The 20,063-nt window shown below is 40.0% G+C and carries 16 protein-coding genes; 11 read left to right on the plus strand and 5 right to left on the minus strand.

The genetic code is table 11. The features are described 5' to 3' along the window. Window positions 1-2: 2 nt before the first annotated feature. Both G9H65_RS06785 and G9H65_RS06790 read right to left on the minus strand, forming a co-directional pair. Window positions 3-944 carry a hypothetical protein gene (locus G9H65_RS06785; protein ID WP_166374597.1) on the minus strand — a complete coding sequence of 314 codons (942 nt, stop codon included), beginning with the start codon at window positions 942-944 and terminating at the stop codon, window positions 3-5. Continuing rightward, complete coding sequence (locus G9H65_RS06790) at window positions 922-1,638, minus strand: YebC/PmpR family DNA-binding transcriptional regulator (RefSeq protein ID WP_166374800.1); 717 nt, start codon at window positions 1,636-1,638, stop codon at window positions 922-924. The genes G9H65_RS06785 and G9H65_RS06790 overlap by 23 nt, the downstream gene beginning before the upstream one ends. A gap of 182 nt (window positions 1,639-1,820) precedes the next feature. Between G9H65_RS06790 and G9H65_RS06795 the strand changes: the two genes are divergently transcribed. The 9 genes from G9H65_RS06795 to accD all read left to right on the plus strand — a co-directional run bounded on the left by G9H65_RS06795 (window position 1,821) and on the right by accD (window position 14,784). Next, window positions 1,821-4,064 (plus strand): DUF5916 domain-containing protein, encoded by a 2,244-nt coding sequence (locus tag G9H65_RS06795; RefSeq protein WP_166374598.1) that lies wholly within the window; start codon window positions 1,821-1,823, stop codon window positions 4,062-4,064. A gap of 24 nt (window positions 4,065-4,088) precedes the next feature. Continuing rightward, window positions 4,089-4,595, plus strand: coding sequence for a DUF2911 domain-containing protein (locus G9H65_RS06800; protein ID WP_166374599.1), 507 nt, complete (start codon window positions 4,089-4,091; stop codon window positions 4,593-4,595). Window positions 4,596-4,734: 139 nt separating this feature from the next. Beyond that, entirely contained in the window at window positions 4,735-5,100 is a 366-nt protein-coding gene (locus tag G9H65_RS06805) for a response regulator (RefSeq protein WP_166374600.1), read from the plus strand. A gap of 13 nt (window positions 5,101-5,113) precedes the next feature. After that, entirely contained in the window at window positions 5,114-5,875 is a 762-nt protein-coding gene (locus G9H65_RS06810) for an MBL fold metallo-hydrolase (RefSeq protein ID WP_166374801.1), read from the plus strand. A 2-nt stretch (window positions 5,876-5,877) separates the two neighbouring features. Further along, a complete protein-coding gene (locus G9H65_RS06815; RefSeq protein ID WP_166374601.1) occupies window positions 5,878-6,525 on the plus strand; it encodes an HAD family hydrolase in 648 nt (215 codons plus the stop codon). Window positions 6,526-6,666: 141 nt separating this feature from the next. After that, window positions 6,667-9,699, plus strand: coding sequence for a SusC/RagA family TonB-linked outer membrane protein (locus tag G9H65_RS06820; protein WP_166374602.1), 3,033 nt, complete (start codon window positions 6,667-6,669; stop codon window positions 9,697-9,699). A gap of 17 nt (window positions 9,700-9,716) precedes the next feature. Further along, window positions 9,717-11,135 carry a RagB/SusD family nutrient uptake outer membrane protein gene (locus G9H65_RS06825; RefSeq protein WP_166374603.1) on the plus strand — a complete coding sequence of 473 codons (1,419 nt, stop codon included), beginning with the start codon at window positions 9,717-9,719 and terminating at the stop codon, window positions 11,133-11,135. Between the two features lie 101 nt (window positions 11,136-11,236). Further along, a complete protein-coding gene (locus G9H65_RS06830; protein ID WP_166374604.1) occupies window positions 11,237-13,864 on the plus strand; it encodes a T9SS type A sorting domain-containing protein in 2,628 nt (875 codons plus the stop codon). Window positions 13,865-13,938: 74 nt separating this feature from the next. Continuing rightward, the gene (gene accD / locus G9H65_RS06835; protein WP_166374605.1) at window positions 13,939-14,784 is read left to right on the plus strand and encodes an acetyl-CoA carboxylase, carboxyltransferase subunit beta; all 846 of its coding nucleotides are present in this window, start codon (window positions 13,939-13,941) and stop codon (window positions 14,782-14,784) included. Between the two features lie 56 nt (window positions 14,785-14,840). On the opposite strand, the gene G9H65_RS06840 is transcribed toward accD, so the two are convergent. After that, entirely contained in the window at window positions 14,841-15,656 is an 816-nt protein-coding gene (locus G9H65_RS06840; protein WP_166374606.1) for a zinc ribbon domain-containing protein, read from the minus strand. 40 nt (window positions 15,657-15,696) lie between these two features. Next, window positions 15,697-16,788: a Nif3-like dinuclear metal center hexameric protein gene (locus tag G9H65_RS06845; protein ID WP_166374607.1), complete on the minus strand. Its 1,092-nt coding sequence runs from the start codon at window positions 16,786-16,788 to the stop codon at window positions 15,697-15,699. A 98-nt stretch (window positions 16,789-16,886) separates the two neighbouring features. Here G9H65_RS06845 and G9H65_RS06850 point away from each other — a divergent pair, with 98 nt between their 5' ends. Further along, window positions 16,887-17,327 carry an NUDIX domain-containing protein gene (locus G9H65_RS06850; RefSeq protein ID WP_166374608.1) on the plus strand — a complete coding sequence of 147 codons (441 nt, stop codon included), beginning with the start codon at window positions 16,887-16,889 and terminating at the stop codon, window positions 17,325-17,327. Here G9H65_RS06850 and G9H65_RS06855 read toward each other — a convergent pair. Continuing rightward, window positions 17,302-18,690, minus strand: coding sequence for a sodium:solute symporter family protein (locus tag G9H65_RS06855; RefSeq protein WP_166374609.1), 1,389 nt, complete (start codon window positions 18,688-18,690; stop codon window positions 17,302-17,304). The two genes, G9H65_RS06850 and G9H65_RS06855, sit on opposite strands and share 26 nt — an antisense overlap. A gap of 69 nt (window positions 18,691-18,759) precedes the next feature. On the opposite strand from G9H65_RS06855, the gene G9H65_RS06860 reads away from it, so the two are divergent. After that, on the plus strand, window positions 18,760-20,034 hold the full coding sequence (locus G9H65_RS06860; RefSeq protein ID WP_166374610.1) for a D-alanyl-D-alanine carboxypeptidase: 1,275 nt from the start codon (window positions 18,760-18,762) through the stop codon (window positions 20,032-20,034). Window positions 20,035-20,063: the final 29 nt, after the last annotated feature.

The following is a 20,063-nucleotide window of genomic DNA, read 5'->3' on the forward strand; positions in this document are numbered from 1 at the left end:
AATTATTTAAATCTCTCGTTCCACTTTTCTTGCTCTGAGGCATTGATGCCATGTTGCGTGCCTTCATCGTACATTTTCTGCATGCTGTTCATCCAGCGATAAGCATCTAAAAACCACCATTGTAATTCGCTTTCATACCAAAGTGGTCTTAATTTCTTTTGTTTGATTTGTTCTTTAAACTGATAGGCAGCTTGCTGTGTAATTTTAAAATGGGTAGACTCATGGTCCAATGCCCTATCAGGAAGATTTTCCTTTTTCCACGAATAGGAGCGAAGCATATATACTTTTATTTGTATCGGTAAGTAGAGTATTCCTTGTTCTATTCTGGGTACCGCATGGTACTCAAAGTTGCTAAAAATTTGTGCTGCAAAACGAGACCCCGGATAAGGCTTGGCAGTAAAATCGGTCCAATCTAATTTTTTTTGTCCAAAGAATACCGTGTCCTTATCCATGGCCTTTGGTACATAATCCGGTAAAAATTCCACCCTAACCTCTTGGATTAATTTGGGGTCTTTACCCCAATTGTTCTTCCACCAAATAGCAAATTGCGAACTTAGACTTTGCGAACTTAATTTTGCCATTTCTTCCCAATGCCCTGATTTTGTTTTAAAGCCTTGAGTTTTAAATTGGCTTTTATAAGTATACAATAATTGTGGACCTAAAATAGAATCACGGTTGACATAAATTTCGGCTTGGAACTTGAATGTATCCTTCGACTGGAAGTCGAATTCTTTGAGGAGTATTTGCAGATTAAAATCGGCATACCCTTTAGTTCCTACGAGTTGTTTTTTTAAATAGGACTGAGCGGCGGTGTTCACGCCGCTTAAAGATTGAAATTGATAAGTCGGGACTTGACCCAACAAGCTGCAAGAGGTTAAAAAATAAAAAGCACCTAATGCTAGGTGCTTTTTAAGGCTTGGTTTAGCCCATATTGTGGTAAACATTTTGAACATCATCATCTTCTTCCAAGCGTTCAATTAATTTTTCAACGTCCGCCACTTGTTCATCTGTTAATTCTTTTGTCTCATTCGGAATCCGCTCAAAATCAGCCCCTAACAATTCATACCCTTTTTCTTCAAGGTATTTTTGAATAGCACCAAAAGCCGTAAACTCGCCATATATATTGATTTGATTGGTTTCTGTATCTAAAAACACTTCATCTCCTCCTAAATCAATTAATTCAAACTCCAACTCTTCTAAGTCAATCTCGGGCTTGGAAGCAATTTTAAAAGCTGATTTGCGGGTAAAGATAAAATCCAACATTCCTTGGGTTCCTAAACTACCGCCACATTTGGTAAAAGAAGAGCGAATGTTCGCTACCGTACGATTGATATTATCCGTCGTGGTTTCTACCAAAATAGCAATGCCATGCAGCGCGTATCCTTCGTAAACAATCTCCTTATAATCTTCTTGATCTTTCGAAATAGCTCTTTTAATGGCACGTTCCACGTTGTCTTTCGGCATATTCACTGCCTTCGCATTCTGAATGATGGCTCTTAAGCGCGAATTTCCAGTGGGATCTGCTCCACCAGCTTTCACAGCTATAACAATGTCCTTACCAATTTTTGTAAACGTTTTGGCCATTTGACCCCAGCGTTTAAACTTTCTTGCCTTTCTAAATTCAAAAGCTCTTCCCATAATTCGTTGCGATAATGTAGTACTAGCTACAAAAATAAAACAAGCAAAAGGATTTTTGTCGATTGGATTAAAAAAAACTCTAGAATTATTTCCATGTTCCGCCAGACTTTGCCCCATAAGACCTACCTAGGCTTCCGTTTAATTTGGCTAAATTGCGCTTGATTGATTTACAAAAACCATATATGAAGCAACTTTTCCTCTTATTAGTTACGCTGACAACTTTTTCTTCTCTAGCTCAAACCGCCAAACGAAACGAAATATTTCAAATGCTCATCAAGCCAGCCAAAGGGTCCCTTAAAATGGATGGCAAGCTAGATGAAGCAGCTTGGTTAGAAGCCGCTAAAGTGAGTGATTTTGTGATGTGTAACCCGACAGATACCTTATGTTCTAATGTCCGTACCGACGTTCGCATGACCTATGACGATAAATACTTATACATCTCTGCCGAATGTTTTTTGAAAGATCAATCTCGCTATGTGGTAGAATCACTAAAGCGCGATTTTAGCTTTGGAATAAACGATAACTTTTTGGTCTTTATTGACACCTTTGATGATAAAACCACGGGTTTTTCCTTTGGGGCCAATGCCGCCGGTGCACAGTGGGACGGACAAATGTCGGAAGGAGCCAAAGTTAACTTGAACTGGGATAATAAATGGGAGTCTTCTACCTCCTACAATAAAGAATCTTGGATTTGGGAAGCAGCCATTCCTTTTAAGTCCATTCGTTACAAAAACAACAGTACTCGCTGGGGAATCAATTTCAGTCGATTGGATTTACAAGCCAAGGAGAAATCGGCATGGGCACCTGTACCTAGGCAATTCCCTACGGCCTCATTAGCTTATTCTGGGGTTTTATTATGGGAAACTCCTCCACCAGCTCCCAAGCAAAATATTTCAGTGATTCCTTATGTCTTATCCGGGTTAACTAATAATTATGAAACTCAAGACCCTACGAGCTTTAGAAAACAGATTGGAGGAGATATTAAAGTGGCATTAAGTTCCAGTATGAATATGGACTTAACCATCAATCCAGATTTTTCACAAGTGGATGTGGATCGACAGCAAACCAATTTGGATCGTTTCGAATTATTTTATCCAGAAAAACGCCAGTTCTTCATTGAAAATTCCGATTTGTTTGATGGCTTTGGAACGGAAACCATTCGACCATTTTTCTCTCGTCGGATTGGTTTGGCTTTAAACACCCGAACAGGGATTTATGAACAAACTCCTATTACTTATGGCGCTCGCGTGAGTGGTAAATTAACCAACGACTGGAGAATCGGATTATTGAATGTGCAATCTCAGCGGATCGACGATAAAGGGGTTCCTACACAAAACTATTCCATGGTGGCCTTGCAAAGAAAACTATTTGCTCGTTCCAATATCGGTATATTCATGATCAATAAACAATCCTTCATAGATACGGAATTGCAGCGTCAAAATGGATTCGCTGAATTCAATAGAAACATTGGAGTGGAGTATAATTTGGCCTCATCCAATAATTTTTGGACAGGTAAAATCTTTTATTACCAGTCGATTAGCCCAGATGCCAAAGCCAATAATTTTGCTCATGCTGCTTCTTTAGCATATAAAGACAATAACTGGATCATGAGTTGGAAACATCAATGGGTAGGCGAAAGCTATAATCCTGAAGTGGGCTATGTACCTCGTGTAAATTATACCAATATCAACCCAGAAATAGGGAAAATATATTACCCAAAAAGTAAAATAAGCCCCTTGTTTTATGCCCAAATTCGATTGAATAGCTTAAGTTTTTGGAATAATTCGGGAGGTTTGACAGATAATACAACCTATGTAGCCTTAGAAGGGAGAATGAAAGATCAGTCGAGCTTCTCTGCTTTCCATGGCTACGACTACGTTCGTTTATTATATGATTTCGATCCCACCCGTATGGGAAATGTTCCCATGAAAAAAGGGTCTGAGCACACTTGGAGATCGGTGGGTTTGGGATACATCTCTTCCCCTATTAAATTGTTTACCTACTCCATGACTTCTCGTTTTGGAGGTTATTATGGCAATGGATATAGAACAGGTATTACGGGTGAATTAGGATATCGTTTTCAGCCACATGTCGGGATTTCAGTAGCTTTGGATTACAATGATATTTGGGGAGTAGAAGTACCTGTATTACAAGCAGATGGTAGTACAAAAAAAATCATTTCAGCCTCGGAATTTTGGATTGTTAGACCTAAAGTGGACATTACCTTTACGAACAAGTTATTTTTAACCACCTTCTTTCAGTTGAACCAACAAACCAAGAATATGAACTTAAACGCTCGTTTACAATGGCGTTACAAACCAGCTTCAGACCTGTTTTTGGTATATACGGACAACTATTTACCTGAGAATTTTCATATTAGAAATCGTTCCATAGTATTAAAATTAAATTATTGGCTTAATTTGTAGGTCTAAAAATTAACAAACACTACCATGAAAAAAATTCTTGTTATTCTTTCTTGTATTATAAGTTTTGGAGCCTTGGCACAAAGCCCTGCTTCGCCACCAGCTGTAGCTTCTCAAAAAGTGGGAAATACCCAGGTGTTGATTAAGTACGCTAAACCATCAGTGAAAGGCCGTTTGGTATTTGGTACCAAAGAACAAAAAGCCTTAGTTCCTTACGGAGAGGTTTGGAGAACGGGTGCAAATGAAGCTACGACCATTGAATTTTCAAATGATGTATTAGTTCAAGGTAAGCCATTAGCTAAAGGTGTTTATTCTTTATTATCCATCCCTGGTCCTAGTGAGTGGACAATTATTTTCAATAAAGAGGCAAAAATGTGGGGAGCTTATACATACAAAGCAGACAAAGATGCCTTGCGCGTAACGGCTAAACCAAGTGAGCATGCTAAAACAGAGCAGTTCACCATTGGCGTTTCAGAAACGGGTCAGGTGACCTTGGATTGGGACAAAACATCAGTTTCTTTCTACGTAAAATAGAGAAATTGAATTAAAAAAAAGGCGAACCCAACAGGTTCGCTTTTTTTATGTCAAAAATTCATTTGAATTCCTCAATGCTTTGGTTATTTTTACCCCATTATGGGCATATGCCCCTAAGCCATTTTAACAAGATTGTGTTATGAAAAAAGTATTGATTGCAGAGGATAGTTCGGTCATTCAAAATTTAGCTAGAAAAATATTGGAGTTTCAAAACTTTGAAATTCATGCAGTGAAGAATGGACAACAAGTATTGGACGAATTAGCCAAAGCTGATTTCGATATCATTCTTTTGGATATTAACATGCCCGTAATGGATGGAATGGAATGCGCAAGAGCCGTACGTGCTTTGGGAGATTCTAAATCCAACATCCCGATGATTGCTATCACCGGTAATGCTAGAAATTACAGCATGGAAGATTTCAAAGAAGCAGGATTTAATGACTTTTTAGCTAAACCTTTGAATTTTGATGCACTTGTATCTCAAGTTAAAGCATTAACAGAATAACGGCATGTCGCCGATCTCGGTAGAATTTTTGGGTACGGGTACCTCCCAAGGGATACCTATGATTGCCTGTTCTTGTGAAGTATGTACTTCCTCAGATCAGCATGACCAGCGTTTGCGGGTTTCCATGCACATTCAAACCCAAGGAAAAAGTTTTATCATAGATACAGGCCCCGACTTTCGCCAGCAAATGCTGCGCGCACAGATTAAACATGTCGATGCCGTCATTTATACCCACGAACACAAAGATCATACCGCTGGCATGGATGATTTACGGGGATTCAATTATGTTCAAAAATCCAGTATTCCCTTGTATGCTCAGGTCAATGTCATTGATCAGCTGAAGAGAGAATTTGCCTACGCTTTTGGAGAGAATAAATACCCCGGAGTGCCAGAGATTGAAACTTTTCCTATCAACCAACACGCCTTTGAAATTCAGGGTGTCAAGATTCAACCTATTTTGGTTCGACATTATATGTTGGATGTGCTAGGTTTTCGTTTTGGAGATTTTACCTACATCACTGATGCCAATTATATCTCGGATGAGGAATTGGAAAAAGTGAAAGGTTCCAAGGTGTTCGTCATTAATGCCCTAAAAAAGACATCCCATATTTCCCATTTTACCTTGGATGAGGCTTTGGAAGTGATTGATAAAGTACAACCTGAGCGAGCCTATATCACGCATATTAGCCATCAAATGGGCTTGCATGCCGAAGTTCAAAAAGAATTACCTCCTCATGTATTTTTGGCTTATGACGGCCTACAACTAACAGTATAAAGATGCCTATTACAGCGGTTTTATTGGATATGGACGGAGTCGTGGTAGATAATTTACCCTACCATGTAGATGCCTGGTTACTATTTTGTGAACAACACGGTATTCCATTAACTCGAGAAGTGTTTTACCAAGAGCTGAATGGGATGAATTCCAAAGATACCTTTGAATGGCTATATGGCCGATCTATGTCTCGTGAGGAAATAGAGCATTTTGAAGAAAAAAAGGAAACTATTTACCGAGAGTTTTATGGCGCTCACCGAGTTGCCGCGCCAGGTTTAATCACCTTTTTGGAAGGTTTACAAGAGCAAGGAATACCTTGTGCTTTGGCCACTTCAGCAGGCCAAGGTAATATCGATTTCATTGTGGATGGTTTGGATATCCGTCACTTTTTTCAAGCCATCGTAGGTGGAGCCGAAGTGACAAAGGGAAAACCAGATCCAGAAATTTATTTAAAAGCCGCTGATTTATTGGGAGTACCTTATGCCCACTGCTGGGTGGTAGAAGATTCCCTTCAAGGTATTCAAGCGGGCTTATCGGCCGGCATGCAAGTCGTGGGCATGACCACCTCGCATACCGCTGCAGAATTATCTCATACACAGATTCAAGTTCCTAATTTCGAAGGACTGCTTAGCTTACTACAAGCCAAATAATACACTGTTTATTTTAGATTAATCTAAATTTTCTTTGGTAAGAAAAGGATATTTCCTAATTTTCAAAACCTTTACTTGAGTAAATGGTTATTGTTTACTGTTTCTTGTTTAAAATTTATTATTTCATCAAAAACATCCCTTATGAAAAGAAAATTATTGTTCAGCCTTGGACTGATGCTGTTCTGGATAGTTCCAGTACTAGCCCAAGACCAAGTAATTTCTGGAAAAGTAAGCTCCTCAGAAGATGGAGCAGGCTTGCCAGGTGTGAGTGTTGCTATCAAAGGAAGCTCACGTGGTATTACTACCGGTAGTGATGGTAGTTACCGCCTTTCCGTCCCAGGAAAGAACGCCGTTTTATCCTTCAGCTTTGTTGGCTTTGCCAAACAAGAAGTGGCTGTGGGTAATAAAACCGTCATCAATGTATCTCTTGTGCCAGAATCGTCGAGCCTAGACGAAGTAGTCGTTATCGGTTACGGTACTGCCAAAAAGCAAAATTTAACAGGTGCTCAGGTCAATGTTAGTTCCAAAGCTTTGGAAAACAAACCCGTGGCCAGCTTTGAAAATTTATTGCAAGGTAAAGCAGCCGGTGTTCAAGTAACAGCTCAAAATGGTCGCCCTGGCGCTCCTGCGTTTATACGTATCCGTGGGGAAGGAACCTTGACAGCTGGAGCTCAACCATTGGTGGTAATTGATGGTGTGCCAACAGCCAATAGCGAAGGTTCTATCGGAAGTGTCAATGTACTTAGTTCATTAAACCCAAATGACATTGAAGATATTTCCATTTTAAAGGATGCTTCATCTGCTGCCATTTATGGTTCTCGTGGTGCTAACGGTGTTATTTTGGTTACGACCAAAAAAGGCAAGAAAGGTAATGCTAAAGTGACTCTTTCTACCTCCTATGGTATCAATGAAAAGACTCCTGATAATTTCCAAATGATGAATATGCGTCAAAAATTGGAATATGAAAGAGACTTGGATTATGCCAATGAATACGTAGATGCGGCTGGAATTACCAGTCCAGCTAGTGTAACACAATCCGAATTGGATAAAGTGTGGGCTACCTTGGAATCTAAAAAAACAGATTGGTTCAATACCTTGTTGCGTCGTGGAATGAATCAAGTAACTCGTTTAGGTGTGAGTGGAGCAAGCGACACATTTACCTACAACTTGTCTTTAGAAAATCAGATTAATGAAGGTATCTTCAAATTAGCTTCTGATTTATGGAGAAAGCAAGGTCGTGTGAACGTGGAATTCAAACCAAACAGTTGGGCTAAAATTGGTACCAATGTGAATTTCTCTAACAACAAAACGAATGAGATTCGTGACCGTTACAATGCACAGAATCCAGCTTTTGCTATTTATGCATACAATCCTTATGAGCCTGAGCGTTTAGCTGATGGGACTTTTAACTTAACACACCAAGGTTTCCCTATTTCAGAAGCTTTGGAAAACAACCCTGAAATCCTAACAACTAATACAGGTATCTCTAGTGCTTATGTATCTTTAACTCCTGTGAAAAACTTTGAGTTTAGATCACAAGCTGGAGTAACTTGGGTAGATTATTACCGTGAGTCGTACATCAAGCCGAACTCCATCCTAGATCAATACGTAGGTGACCCGGCAGCACGTGGTTCTAAAACAGATAATGGATACCAGTCATTCAATTATGTGTTTTCAAATACCATCAATTACAATAACACCATCGCTGATAAACACAATGTTCGTGCTTTAGTGGGTGTGGAGTATACCAACGACAACTACCGTTCTTTCTCGTTTGGAACCAAAGGTTTCCCTAATGGAAAAGTTAGCACACAAGACAATGCATCCACTCCAGTATCAGCTACTTCTTTCAAGACGGATTGGTCATTGTTCTCTTTGTTTGGTCGTATTGGATATGATTTCAACCAACGTTATTTCTTAGACGCTTCGATTCGTCGTGATGGTTCTTCTCGCTTTGGAGTGGACAACCGCTATGGATTGTTTGGTTCAGTAAGTGCGGGTTGGGAAATCAGTAAAGAGGCTTTCATGGAAGACTTGACTTTCGTCAACCAATTGAAATTGCGTGCTAGTTATGGTACATCTGGTAATGACCGCATTGGTAACTATACTTCCCTAGGTTTGTATCGTTACTCAAGTTATGGTACTACTTCAGCCACTTTCCCTTCTCAATTGCCTAATTCTAGCTTAACTTGGGAAAAGTCAGCTTCGGCTAACATCGGGATCGACTTTGCTTTGTTGAAAAACAAGTTAACCGGTTCGGTGGATTACTACCAAAAGAAAACGTCCAACTTATTGTTTGATCGTCCAGTTTCTTCTACTACAGGTTTTTCTAGCCGTACTGAAAACGTTGGAGCCGTGGAAAATAGCGGTTTTGAGTTAACGTTGAACTACAAAGTTATTCAAACCAAAGATTTGTATTGGGATATCTCAGCCAACTTTACGAACAACAATAACAAGGTGGTGGAGTTGACAGAAGATAACTTAAACCGTTCAGGTGGAGTTTCTAAGTTGAAAATCGGAGAGCCTATTGACGTGTATTATTTAAACCGTTATGTAGGTGTAAACAAAGAAAACGGTAAGCCTATTTACCTTGATAAAAATGGATCTAATACAGAAACTTGGAGCGCAGGAGATGCCGTTATATTAAGCGGCAAATCTCGTCAAATCAAGTTTTTCGGAGGTTTAGGAACGACAGTAACTTACAAAGGAGTGACTTTGTCTGCGGATGCGGTGTATCAAGGAGGTCATTATGTGATGAACTACAGATGGCAAGACTTGACATCAGATGGAGAGAACGTATACCAAAACCAGGCAGAAGCTGCTTTGAATTATTGGAAAAAAGCAGGAGATGTTAATGTCTTGCCTGATCCACGTCAATTATATCAATCCTTTTCTTCTGATCGCTTCTTGCAAAAAGGAGATTATATCCGTTTACGTAACGTGACTGTGGCTTATAACTTACCAAGCAACTGGGTAAAGAAAGCCAAGATGCAGTCGGTGCGTGTGTATGCACAAGCACAAAACTGGTTCTATTGGACTCCAGAATTTAAAGGAGATCCAGAAGTTGGATTTGGCCAAGCGGAAAGTACAGGTGGTACTGTTCAAGGATTGTTTGCAGCTTATTCTTACCCGCAAACAAGAACAGTCAATGTAGGATTAGATATCACATTTTAATTAGTAGAGACATGAAAATGAAAAAATTCATTCTAGCGATATGCAGTGTTTGCCTAGTGGGACTAGGCTCTTGTGAAAAAGGATTGGAACTGGGACCATATAACTCAGCAACCATCGCACAAGCGTTTGAATCAGATTCTGATTTTGCTAATGCAGTCAGAGGTATGTATGGATCAGCTTTGGGAGGCACTTACTATGGTGGTTCCATGATAAGCTTACCCGATATTTTATCGGACAATGTTATAGTAGCTCGTACGGGTCGTTTATCTAACCTTTCTTTCCATGAGTGGCGTTATACTGCCGATGGAACTTGGGGATTATTCGCTACGGCCTATTCAGGTATTCGTCGTGCCAATGCTATTTTGGAAAACATCGAACGTTTACCAGCTGGAGCTTCCAAAGAAAATTACAAGGCAGAGGCTTTGGCCTTCCGTGCTATGGCTCATTTTGATTTGGTACGTTTGTATGGAAAAGCTTACACGCAAGCATCAGATACTGATTTAGGTGTTCCTTATGTAACGTCTACGGATGCTACCTTGAAGCCAAGTCGTGAATCTGTCAAAACCAATTTCAGTAAAATTGAGACTGATTTGAAAGCAGCGGAGGCAGCCATCGGATCTTCCAATGGTATCTATCGTTTCAATAAAGCGGCGGTTGCAGCCTTATTATCTCGCGTGTATTTATACGAAGGTAAGTGGCAAGAATCAGCGGATGCTGCCACTCGTTCTTTGGCTTTAAGTTCAAACCCTGGTGGTTTAGCTGATTATGCTAGAATTTGGACAGATGCGGTGAATACAGGGGTCTTGTTGAAATTGCAAATCGTTGATAAAGACCGTATTACTCCAGGTGTGGAATACAGTCAAAGCTCTGCTTCAGGCGTTCGTAATGAGTACGTTGTTGATCATTTATTCTTACAGTCATTCAAAGCGAATGATGTCAGAACAGCGGCGTCCTTTCGTTTGACTACCTTCAACGGTCAGCCCTACAATTCCATTGCAAAATGGTTTGGAAGAGCAACAGGAAATGCCAACGTAACGGATTCTAAAGTAATTCGTGTGGCAGAGGTTTGGTTGAACCTAGCAGAATCTTTAGCCAATTTGGGTAAAAATGCAGAAGCTTTAACGGCTTTGAATAATCTTCGTAAAAACCGTTATACTGATTTTGACGCGGGTAATTTTGCAGAAAGTGGAAATGCATTAAAAACAGCTATCGATTTAGAGCGCCGTCTAGAATTTGCATTTGAAGGCCATCGTTTGTTTGATTTGAAGCGTAAAGGAGCTGGGATTTCTCGTTCTTCCCGTGGAGATAAAGCAGACGGAACAGGTACTCCTGCTCGTTTCTTGACTTTAGCCGCTACGGATTATCGTTTGCAATTACCATTACCAAGCAATGAATTGCGCGTTAATTCCAATATTCAACAAAATCCGAATTATTAATCGACGTATTTTGTGTGTTAATCGAAAAAGTCCCCATTTGCGGGACTTTTTTGATTTATATATTAGCAGAACATCTTTATATTTAGGGATAATTACCACTCATGAAGAAAATTGTATACCTCATATTAGGAGTGCTGACTTGCTGGCATGTAAGTTATTCCCAAGATCATAAAATGGAAATGGTTCCAGGCAAAATGATTGAGGAATATACCCCTGAATTCACTAAAATAAAACGGGAGCTTCCAGAAGGCTATACCCAAGAGATGCAAGATTGGGTAAGACAGAAGAACATAGCAAGTAAAAGTACCCAAAATAGAACTTCTGCTAGTGCAGCTAAGTTTACCCTAAGTTTTGAAACGCCTCCTCCAGCAGATGTAAGAGCTATTTTTGAAAAAGCCGCTGAATCTTGGTCTGCCATCTTAAATTCTGATGTTGAAGTCAAGATACTATGTCGCTGGAGAAACTTGGCTTCCAACGTGTTAGGAAGTGCTGGAGCCACAGCTAATGTACGTAACTTCCCAGGTGCAGCTAAAGTAAATACTTTTTATCCGATTGCGCTGGCTGAAAAAATGGCTCATAAAAATCTCAATGGGACAGATTATGATATAGTCGCTAATTTTAATGCGGATTATGCCAACTGGTATAAAGGTTTAGATGGCGTGCCTACCATCAACCAAATCGATTTATATTCGGTTGTCTTGCACGAATTTGGTCACGGGCTTGGATTTATTGGTCAGGTATCGGTGGATAATTCGACAGCCTATTACATCTATCCCGGAATTTTTGATCAATTTATGGTGAATGGTGCAGGAAGCAGTTTGACCGACACACTTTCTTTTAAAAATGATTCTCCAGAGCTAAAAGCACAATTAACTTCAGGCAATTTATTTCTAAGTACCTCCAAGGTATTGGCGGTTAATAATAAAGAAAGAGCCAAGTTGTACGCCCCCACCAGCTACACACAAGGTTCATCCATCTACCACGTAGATGCCTCTAAATACCGCCCTAAGGATCCCAATGCTTTGATGACACCCAGTATTGCTAAAGGTGAAATTACGCGCGAACTAGGAACGATTGTGCCCGCTGCATTCAATGATTTTGGATGGTATTCATCCAGTATTGTTCCCACAGCTGATTTATTTACAGACGCAGAAGATGTAAACAAGGATTATGTATTCAGCGTCAAAGTATATTCGGATACGCTCGTAAAAGATAATTCGTTGAAATTGATGCTTTCTACCGATGGAAATATTCAAAATGCCACATCTCGGTCTTTGACTTTATCGGGGACCACTTATTCTTATACTTTACCTAAAGACACAAAATTAAGAACCATAGCCTATTATTGGGTGGCAGAAGAAGCTAGTGGGAAGAAATTCACTACACCTGCGCAAGCGCCTGTAATATCGGGTACCACTACCTCTAGTTTTTATAAGTTTACCATTGGACAAGATACCGTAAAACCTGTGGCGATCTATTCCAATCCACTTAAATACATATTTTCTAATCAGACTAAAATTACTTTGCCAACCTTACTGGCCAACGATAACATAGGTATCGATACAGTTTATATGGAATACAGCATCGGTTCTGGTGCTGTAGTAAAAATGGGATTTACGCGCTCTACGACAGAGTCTTTTAGTTTTAATGGAGCATTTAACTTTGCGGCTGGCCAGATCAAAGCAGGCGATATCATTAAATATCGGGTGGTGGTTAAAGACAAGGCAAAGCTTGCTAATTATGTTTATTTCCCTGCTACGGGTAATTATGAGTTTGTGGTCTTGACCTCCATGGCTGCGGTGAATAATTATAAAACGGATTTTGAGAGTAAACCTTCAGCAGATTTCTATTTGAAAGGATTTACCATCAATCAGCCAGCGAATTTTACGTCCTTAGGCTTAAATACAGAGCATCCTTATGCCAATGGTTCGGAAGAATCTTATGACAATTCAGGAGGCTCAGATAAGTTTACCAATTACGATGCCATTTTATTGAAGCCCATTATTGTGCGGGCAGATACCGCCAGAATCTTTTTTGATGAAGTCGTTTTGGTGGAACCAGCCGAGACCACTGGGACTTCCTTTTTAAGTACAGATGGTTCAGTCAATCGCTCGTTTTACGATTATGTCATTGTACAGGGTTCCAAAGACGGCGGATTAACTTGGAATAATTTACGGGATGGCTGGGATTCCAATGATTTTACTGAATGGCAAAATGGATGGACTGGTACCAATGTAGATAGAAATGGGAATTCTATTTTGAAGGGTTCAGCTACTCTATATCAAAAAAGAGAAATTGATATTTTGGGTTCAGGCAAATTTAACCCAGGAGATAAAGTATTGTTGCGTTTCCGATTGCATTCGGACGTAGGAGCCTACGGCTGGGGCTGGGCCATTGATAATTTAAATATCCAAGGAGCGCAGGCAGTTACTCCACCTAAATTGGTCTTGGCGGTAGAAAACGGAACGGAAACGAATGGCTTACTTATTCGTCCTAATCCTAGTCAGGGCTTATTCCGGGTGCAATTACCTTTGGAACAAATGGGTCAAACGGTGGAACTTAACATGATTGATCTGCAAGGAAGAGTGATATATCAAGAAAATATAACGGTGGGAGGCTCCATGTTGGATAAGGAAATACAGGCGGGTAATTGGCCAACAGGCACCTATTTATGTGTGGTTAAATCGGCTAAACAACAGTGGGTAAAACGAGTATTTTTGTTGAAATAAATATCAAATAGGGAATTAGTTTTCCATGCCACCTCTTTTTAATTATCTTTGCAGTCCTTTAGAAAAAAGAATATATGTCTTGGTTTACCAGAAAAGATAAGGGAATTCAAACTCCTACCGAATTCAAAAGAGAAGCTCCAGATGGTTTGTGGTATCAATGCCCTTCTTGCAAGAAGGCCATCCATACAAGAGAACATCGTTTATTTGCTTATACTTGTTCCAATTGCAATTACCATGAGAAAATAGGTTCTCAAGATTATTTTGAATTGCTTTTTGATCAAACTCGATATACCGAATTAGATGCCTTAATGAGTTCAGGTGATCCATTGAATTTTGTGGATACCAAAAATTATCCCGATCGAGTAAAAGCCACCGAATTAAAAACCGGACTTAAAGATGCGGTTCGTTCTGCTTATGGTGAGATGAATGGCTTACCTATTACGGTAGCAGCTATGGATTTCAGTTTTATTGGTGGTTCTATGGGTTCTGTGGTGGGAGAGAAGATAGCAAGAGCTATTGATTACTCCTTGGAGCACAAGCAGCCTTTCTTGATGATTTCCCGTTCTGGTGGAGCGCGTATGATGGAAGCGGGTTTTTCTCTGATGCAAATGGCCAAGACTTCGGCTCGTTTAGCTTTATTGGATGAAGCGAAGATTCCTTATATCTCTTTGTTGACAGATCCAACAACAGGTGGGGTAACAGCCTCATTTGCCATGTTAGGTGATTTTAACATTGCAGAACCAGGAGCATTAATTGGTTTTGCAGGACCACGTGTTATTCGTGAAACGATTGGTAAAGATTTACCGAAAGGATTCCAAAGTGCCGACTTCGTTTTGGAGCATGGATTTTTGGATTTTATCGTAGATCGTAAAGACCTAAAAGATAAATTGACTTCTTTGTTGGGCATGTTACAGAAATAACTCCCAATCAATCCTCATAAAAAAAGTCTCCCGAAATTTTTCGGGAGACTTTTTTATTATTCAGCAGCTGGAGCAGCAACAGGAGCGGCAACCGCTGCCTTGCTACGGCTTTTCTTTTCTTTCTCTGGAGGAGGAATAACGTCTTCCACTCCGGCAAAAACACGACCACAGTGCTCGCACACGATGATTTTCTTTTTGTCTTTGATGTCTGTTTGTCTTTGTGGAGGTACAGAACTGAAACATCCACCACAAGCACCACGCTTCACCATCACGACAGCTAAGCCGTTGCGGGCGTTGTCACGTAATTTCTCGTACGACTTAAACAAACGAGGGTCAACTAGTTTCAAAGCCTTTTCGCGATCTTTCATCGCTTTTTGCTCATCTTCTTCACTTTCGTTGATGATAACCTCTAATTCTTTTTGCTTTTGTTCTAAATCCTTTTTGCGTTCAAACAAAGTAGATTCTACGGAAGCGATTTCATCATTTTTATTCAAAACTTTGAAATCAATCTCCTTGATACGCTTATCAGCGATCTCCATTTCTAATCCTTGAAGTTCAATTTCTTTCGAAATAGCTTCAAATTCACGGTTGTTACGCACGTTCATTTGTTGCTCTTTGTACTTCACAATTAACTTGTCAGAATCCTTTTTAGAATTTTTGTAGTTAGAAATTTGCTCTTCAAAAGACGCGATTTCTTGTTGGAATTTTGACAAACGAGTCTCTAAACCCATAATCTCATCCTCTAAATCACGTACTTCTTCGGGTAAATCACCTCTAACTTTCTTGATATTATCTAAGGCTGAATCAATGGTCTGAAGCTTTAATAATGCTTCTAACTTTTGGGCAATCGTAGTTTCGGTAGCTGTAGCCATTATTATTGTTACGTTTGAAAGTGTCTAACTCTCTTTATTCTTATGCATACCTGACCGGATTGGTCAAGGTCTCGCTTTTCAGAACGGCAAAATTACTAAAAATATTTGATAAATAAGTATGGATGGCATCCTTTATCAAAACTTCGGATTCATAATGCCCTATATCACAAAGCATACAGCTATTTTCCCCATCAAAGAACTCGTGATATTTTAAATCACCTGTCAAGAATGCATCCGCTCCCTGACGTTTGGCCTCCGAAATTAAAAAACTTCCTGCTCCACCACATACCGCTACTTTTTTTATGGCTTTATCCAATATAGGAGTATGTCGTATGGCGGAAAGTCCTAGTGTTTTTTTGATATATTGGATAAAATCTTCACCCGACATTGCCTCGTCTAATTCACCTATAAAACCAGCCCCTACCTCATTCCAGCTATTACCTAAAGATTGAATGTAATAGGCAACCTCTTCATAGGGATGTACTTTCTTTAAAGTTTGAAGGATACTAGATTCCAAATAACTAGGGAAAATCATGTCCACTTTTACTTCTTGGACTTCGGTTGGAATGCCTTGTTGGCCTATTACCGGATTTGCCTCGACTGAAGGAGTAAATCTACCGATGCCCTCGGAGCTAAAACTACATCCAGAATATTCCCCGATATTTCCTGTTCCTGCTGCATGAAGCGCGATCCTCACGGCTTCTTGCTGGGCTATAGGAACAAAATAACTAATTTGTTTTAATGCATTTTCAGCCGCTAACAAGACTTTCCCATGGACACCCAATTGTTGGGCTAAATGATAGGAAACTCCTTTGGGTGCATGATCTAAATTGGTGTGAGAAGCATATAAGGCCACAGAATGTTGAATGGCTTTAATGACGGTTCTTTCCACATAATTTTTCCCTGTCAAAGATTTGAGACTTTTGAACACAATGGGATGGTGTGAAATAATCACATTACAGCCTTTTTGGATGGCTTCTTCAATCACTTCTTCAGTACAATCTAAACTGATTAATACCCCTTTTACCTCCATCAAAGGATCACCGACCAGCAATCCAGCATTATCATAGGATTCTTGCCAGGCCAAAGGCGCCCATTGTTCCATACTGCGGCAAACGTCTGCAAGCTTCATATTCTTTTTTTAGTGTAGCAAAGGTAAAATTCTTTCGGGAGCTTTGAAAAAAATGGCTATATTTAAGCAGATAAACCCTATCTATTTGATTTTAATATATGCGATGTAGACCCGCCATAGTGATTATGGAAAATGATCATGTGTTATTAATGCGCTACCAATTTGGTTCAGGAATGGTGTATAATTTTCCGGGAGGCAACCCCGATCCAGGAGAAATTTTCCCCGAAACCATTCGCCGCGAATGTCGTGAAGAATTAGCCGTTGAAGTAGAAGTTGGGAGCATGCTCTTGATGGGAGAAATACCCAGTCAAGAGGAAAGAAAAAGTGCCTTACACATTCTTTTTGAGGGTAAAATTATTTCAGGAATTCCTATGCTACAAGCGCAAGAAACCACAGCCCAAGAAGTTTGTTGGGTTCCCATAGCTCAGCTATCTAGCCTTCATTTATATCCAAACGTTGGGGAGGCATTGCAAGATTTGGTTTTCCTACAAAAGAAAGGAATTTACCTTGGGGCTATTCAACAACCTTGGGTGAGTTAGGCCAAACATAGGTTCCTAGTAATAAGCCTAGTAAACTGGCGGCTAGTCCTGGCCAAATGGAGGGGATTTCAGAGGGGGCAACAAACTGAAAATAGCCCCAAACTCCTAAACCCAATATCATGCTCAGGTGGCTGCCCATGGAACTGGCTTTTTTCCACCATAATCCAGCATTGAGAGGAATGAACAAGGAAACCAATCCAAAAGCGGAGGATTCTCCTACGAGCTCAAATATATTTTGTCGCTTAACGGCCATGTAAATGCAAGATAGGGTGACTAAAACCACAGATAAGCGGATGATGCGAAGCACTTTTTGATCTGATGGATTCCTCATCATGGGTTTAATCAAGTTTTCTCCCAATACCGATGCAGGAGCTAAAATGGCGCCACTAGTGGTGCTCAATAAGGCTGAAAGTAAAGCTCCCAAAAATAAAATTTGCACTCCTGTGGGTGTGAATTTCATGACCAAGTGTGGGATCAAGAGCATGTCGTCCGACAATAAACTAGGATATAAGCTCACCCCTAAAAAGGCAATCAGTAAAGGGAGCATGGCGACACTCAAATACATAATTCCTGCCGAAAAACTAGCTATTCCTGCCACATGGGCGGATTTGGCCGACATCACTCGTTGGAATATATCTTGTTGGGGAATGGAACCTAAACCGATGGTAATCCAAGCAGCTAGATAGCTTAGCCAAGATATGGCATCGTGTTTTTTAGGGGTGAATTTGAAAAAATCAGCTTCTTGATGTTGTATGATGGCTCCTAGGTCAGGCGTTTTTTGGTACAATAGTAATGCTAAAAATGCCAATCCAATAATGAGGATGATGTTGTGTAAAAAGTCGGTAATGGAAATGGACCACATACCGCCTAGCAAGGTATAGGTCATGACTAATAATGCTCCCATGACAATTCCCCATTCTGTACTGATAGGTAACAGCAAGTGCAAGGTTAATCCCAAGGCCACCAACTGGGCTGATATCCAACCAAAATAGGAGGGTACCATCACGATAGCAGAAAGCTTTTCAGAGAAATTGCCAAACCTTTGTCGGAAATAATCACTAAACGTTAAGACCTTGAGTGGATATAATTTACGGGCATAGACTGTACCTACGATGACTAAGCCCAAAGCAGCTCCGAAAGGCTCTTCAATGATGGATAATACACCTCCATGCACAAATTCACGGGGAGCACCTAAAATGGTCTCAGATCCAAACCAGGTAGCAAAGGTGACCATGGTAGCTAAGGCGAAGGGGAGATTTCTTCCTGCCAAAACAAAATCTTGGGTGGTATGTACTTTTTTACTCGCCCACCAGCCTACTGCCAGGTTCAATGCCAAATAAAAAAGAACAAATGCGATTAACATGATGAAAAGAATGAGCTTAAAAATACGTAATTTTCGTGTAAGCTTTCCAACTACCTTAGCCTTAAACCGATGTTTATCAAAAGTCCTGCCTACCTATTCCTTTTCTTGACCTGCCTGTTTTTTACTTCTTGCCAAACAGCCAAAATCAAAAAAGCATATGTACAATCCGGACTGAATCAATTACATACAGGCATTCTCATTCAGGATCAAAATGGAAAGGTGCTATTTTCCCAACAACTGGATCAGTATTTTATGCCAGCATCCAATGCTAAATTACTGACCTTTCTTTTAGCCAAAACTATACTGCCAGATTCAATTCCTGCTTTTGCTTATCAAGAGCATGGTGATAGTTTGTATTTTTGGGGAACGGGTGATCCATCTACCTTACATGTCAAATTAAAGAATAAGGCGATGTTAGATTTTTTACAAGCTTCACAAAAAAACTTGGTCTATGCAGATGATGCTAAACTGGCACTTCCTCAAGGGGCGGGCTGGGCTTGGGATGATTATCAAGATTATTATGCGGCTGAAATTTCTAGCTTGCCGCTGTATGGCAACTTGGTTCAATTTACGAACCAAGGAAATGCTTGGAAGGCCCATCCTTCCTATTTTCAATCGAGCATTCGGATTACTTCCGAGAAAGATGCATCACGAGATAGATTAAGTAATCAATTTTTTCTCCCTGCAACAGATGCCAAAAATGCCCCCAAAAGCATCACCATTCCTTACTTAACTTCGCCAGAACTGACCGCCAGATTGTTGGCTGATACTTTACATAAACCCGTACATTACCGTACGCTCAAACGCGATCCACTTCAGTCGAAATTGGTGTATGCTGGGAAATTGGACAGTTTATTGGTCCCTTTGCTTCATAACAGCGACAATACAATTGGAGAACAATTGGTTTATTTGATGGGCGCTCAAAGAGGCTGGAATGGCCCTACGGCTAACATCATTCACAATTTGTTGCAGGAGCCTGGTTTTGAGTTTTTGAAGGAAATTAAATGGGTGGATGGTTCAGGTTTATCGCGTTATAATTTGTTTCGACCTAAAGATATTATTTTGATATTGAGTCGTTTACGAGAAACGGTGAGTGAATCTCAATGGAAATACCTCTTACCAGAAATAGGAAAGTCAGGCACCTTGAAGTCAATGAAATTAGCCAATCCACAATCTAATGCTTGGGCTAAATCTGGTTCATTTGGAAATACCTATAATTTGTCGGGCTATTACCAAAATGCTCAAGGTAAATGGTATCTATTTACCGTCATGACCAATCTAGCGAATCAATCGGTGAGTGTCAATAAAAAACAAATCTTGGAGTTTTTGAATGTATTGAATTAGGAGAGATATTTTCTAATTAGGTAAAGATC

Source organism: Aquirufa ecclesiirivi (assembly GCF_011250515.1).
Lineage (GTDB): Bacteria > Bacteroidota > Bacteroidia > Cytophagales > Spirosomataceae > Aquirufa > Aquirufa ecclesiirivi.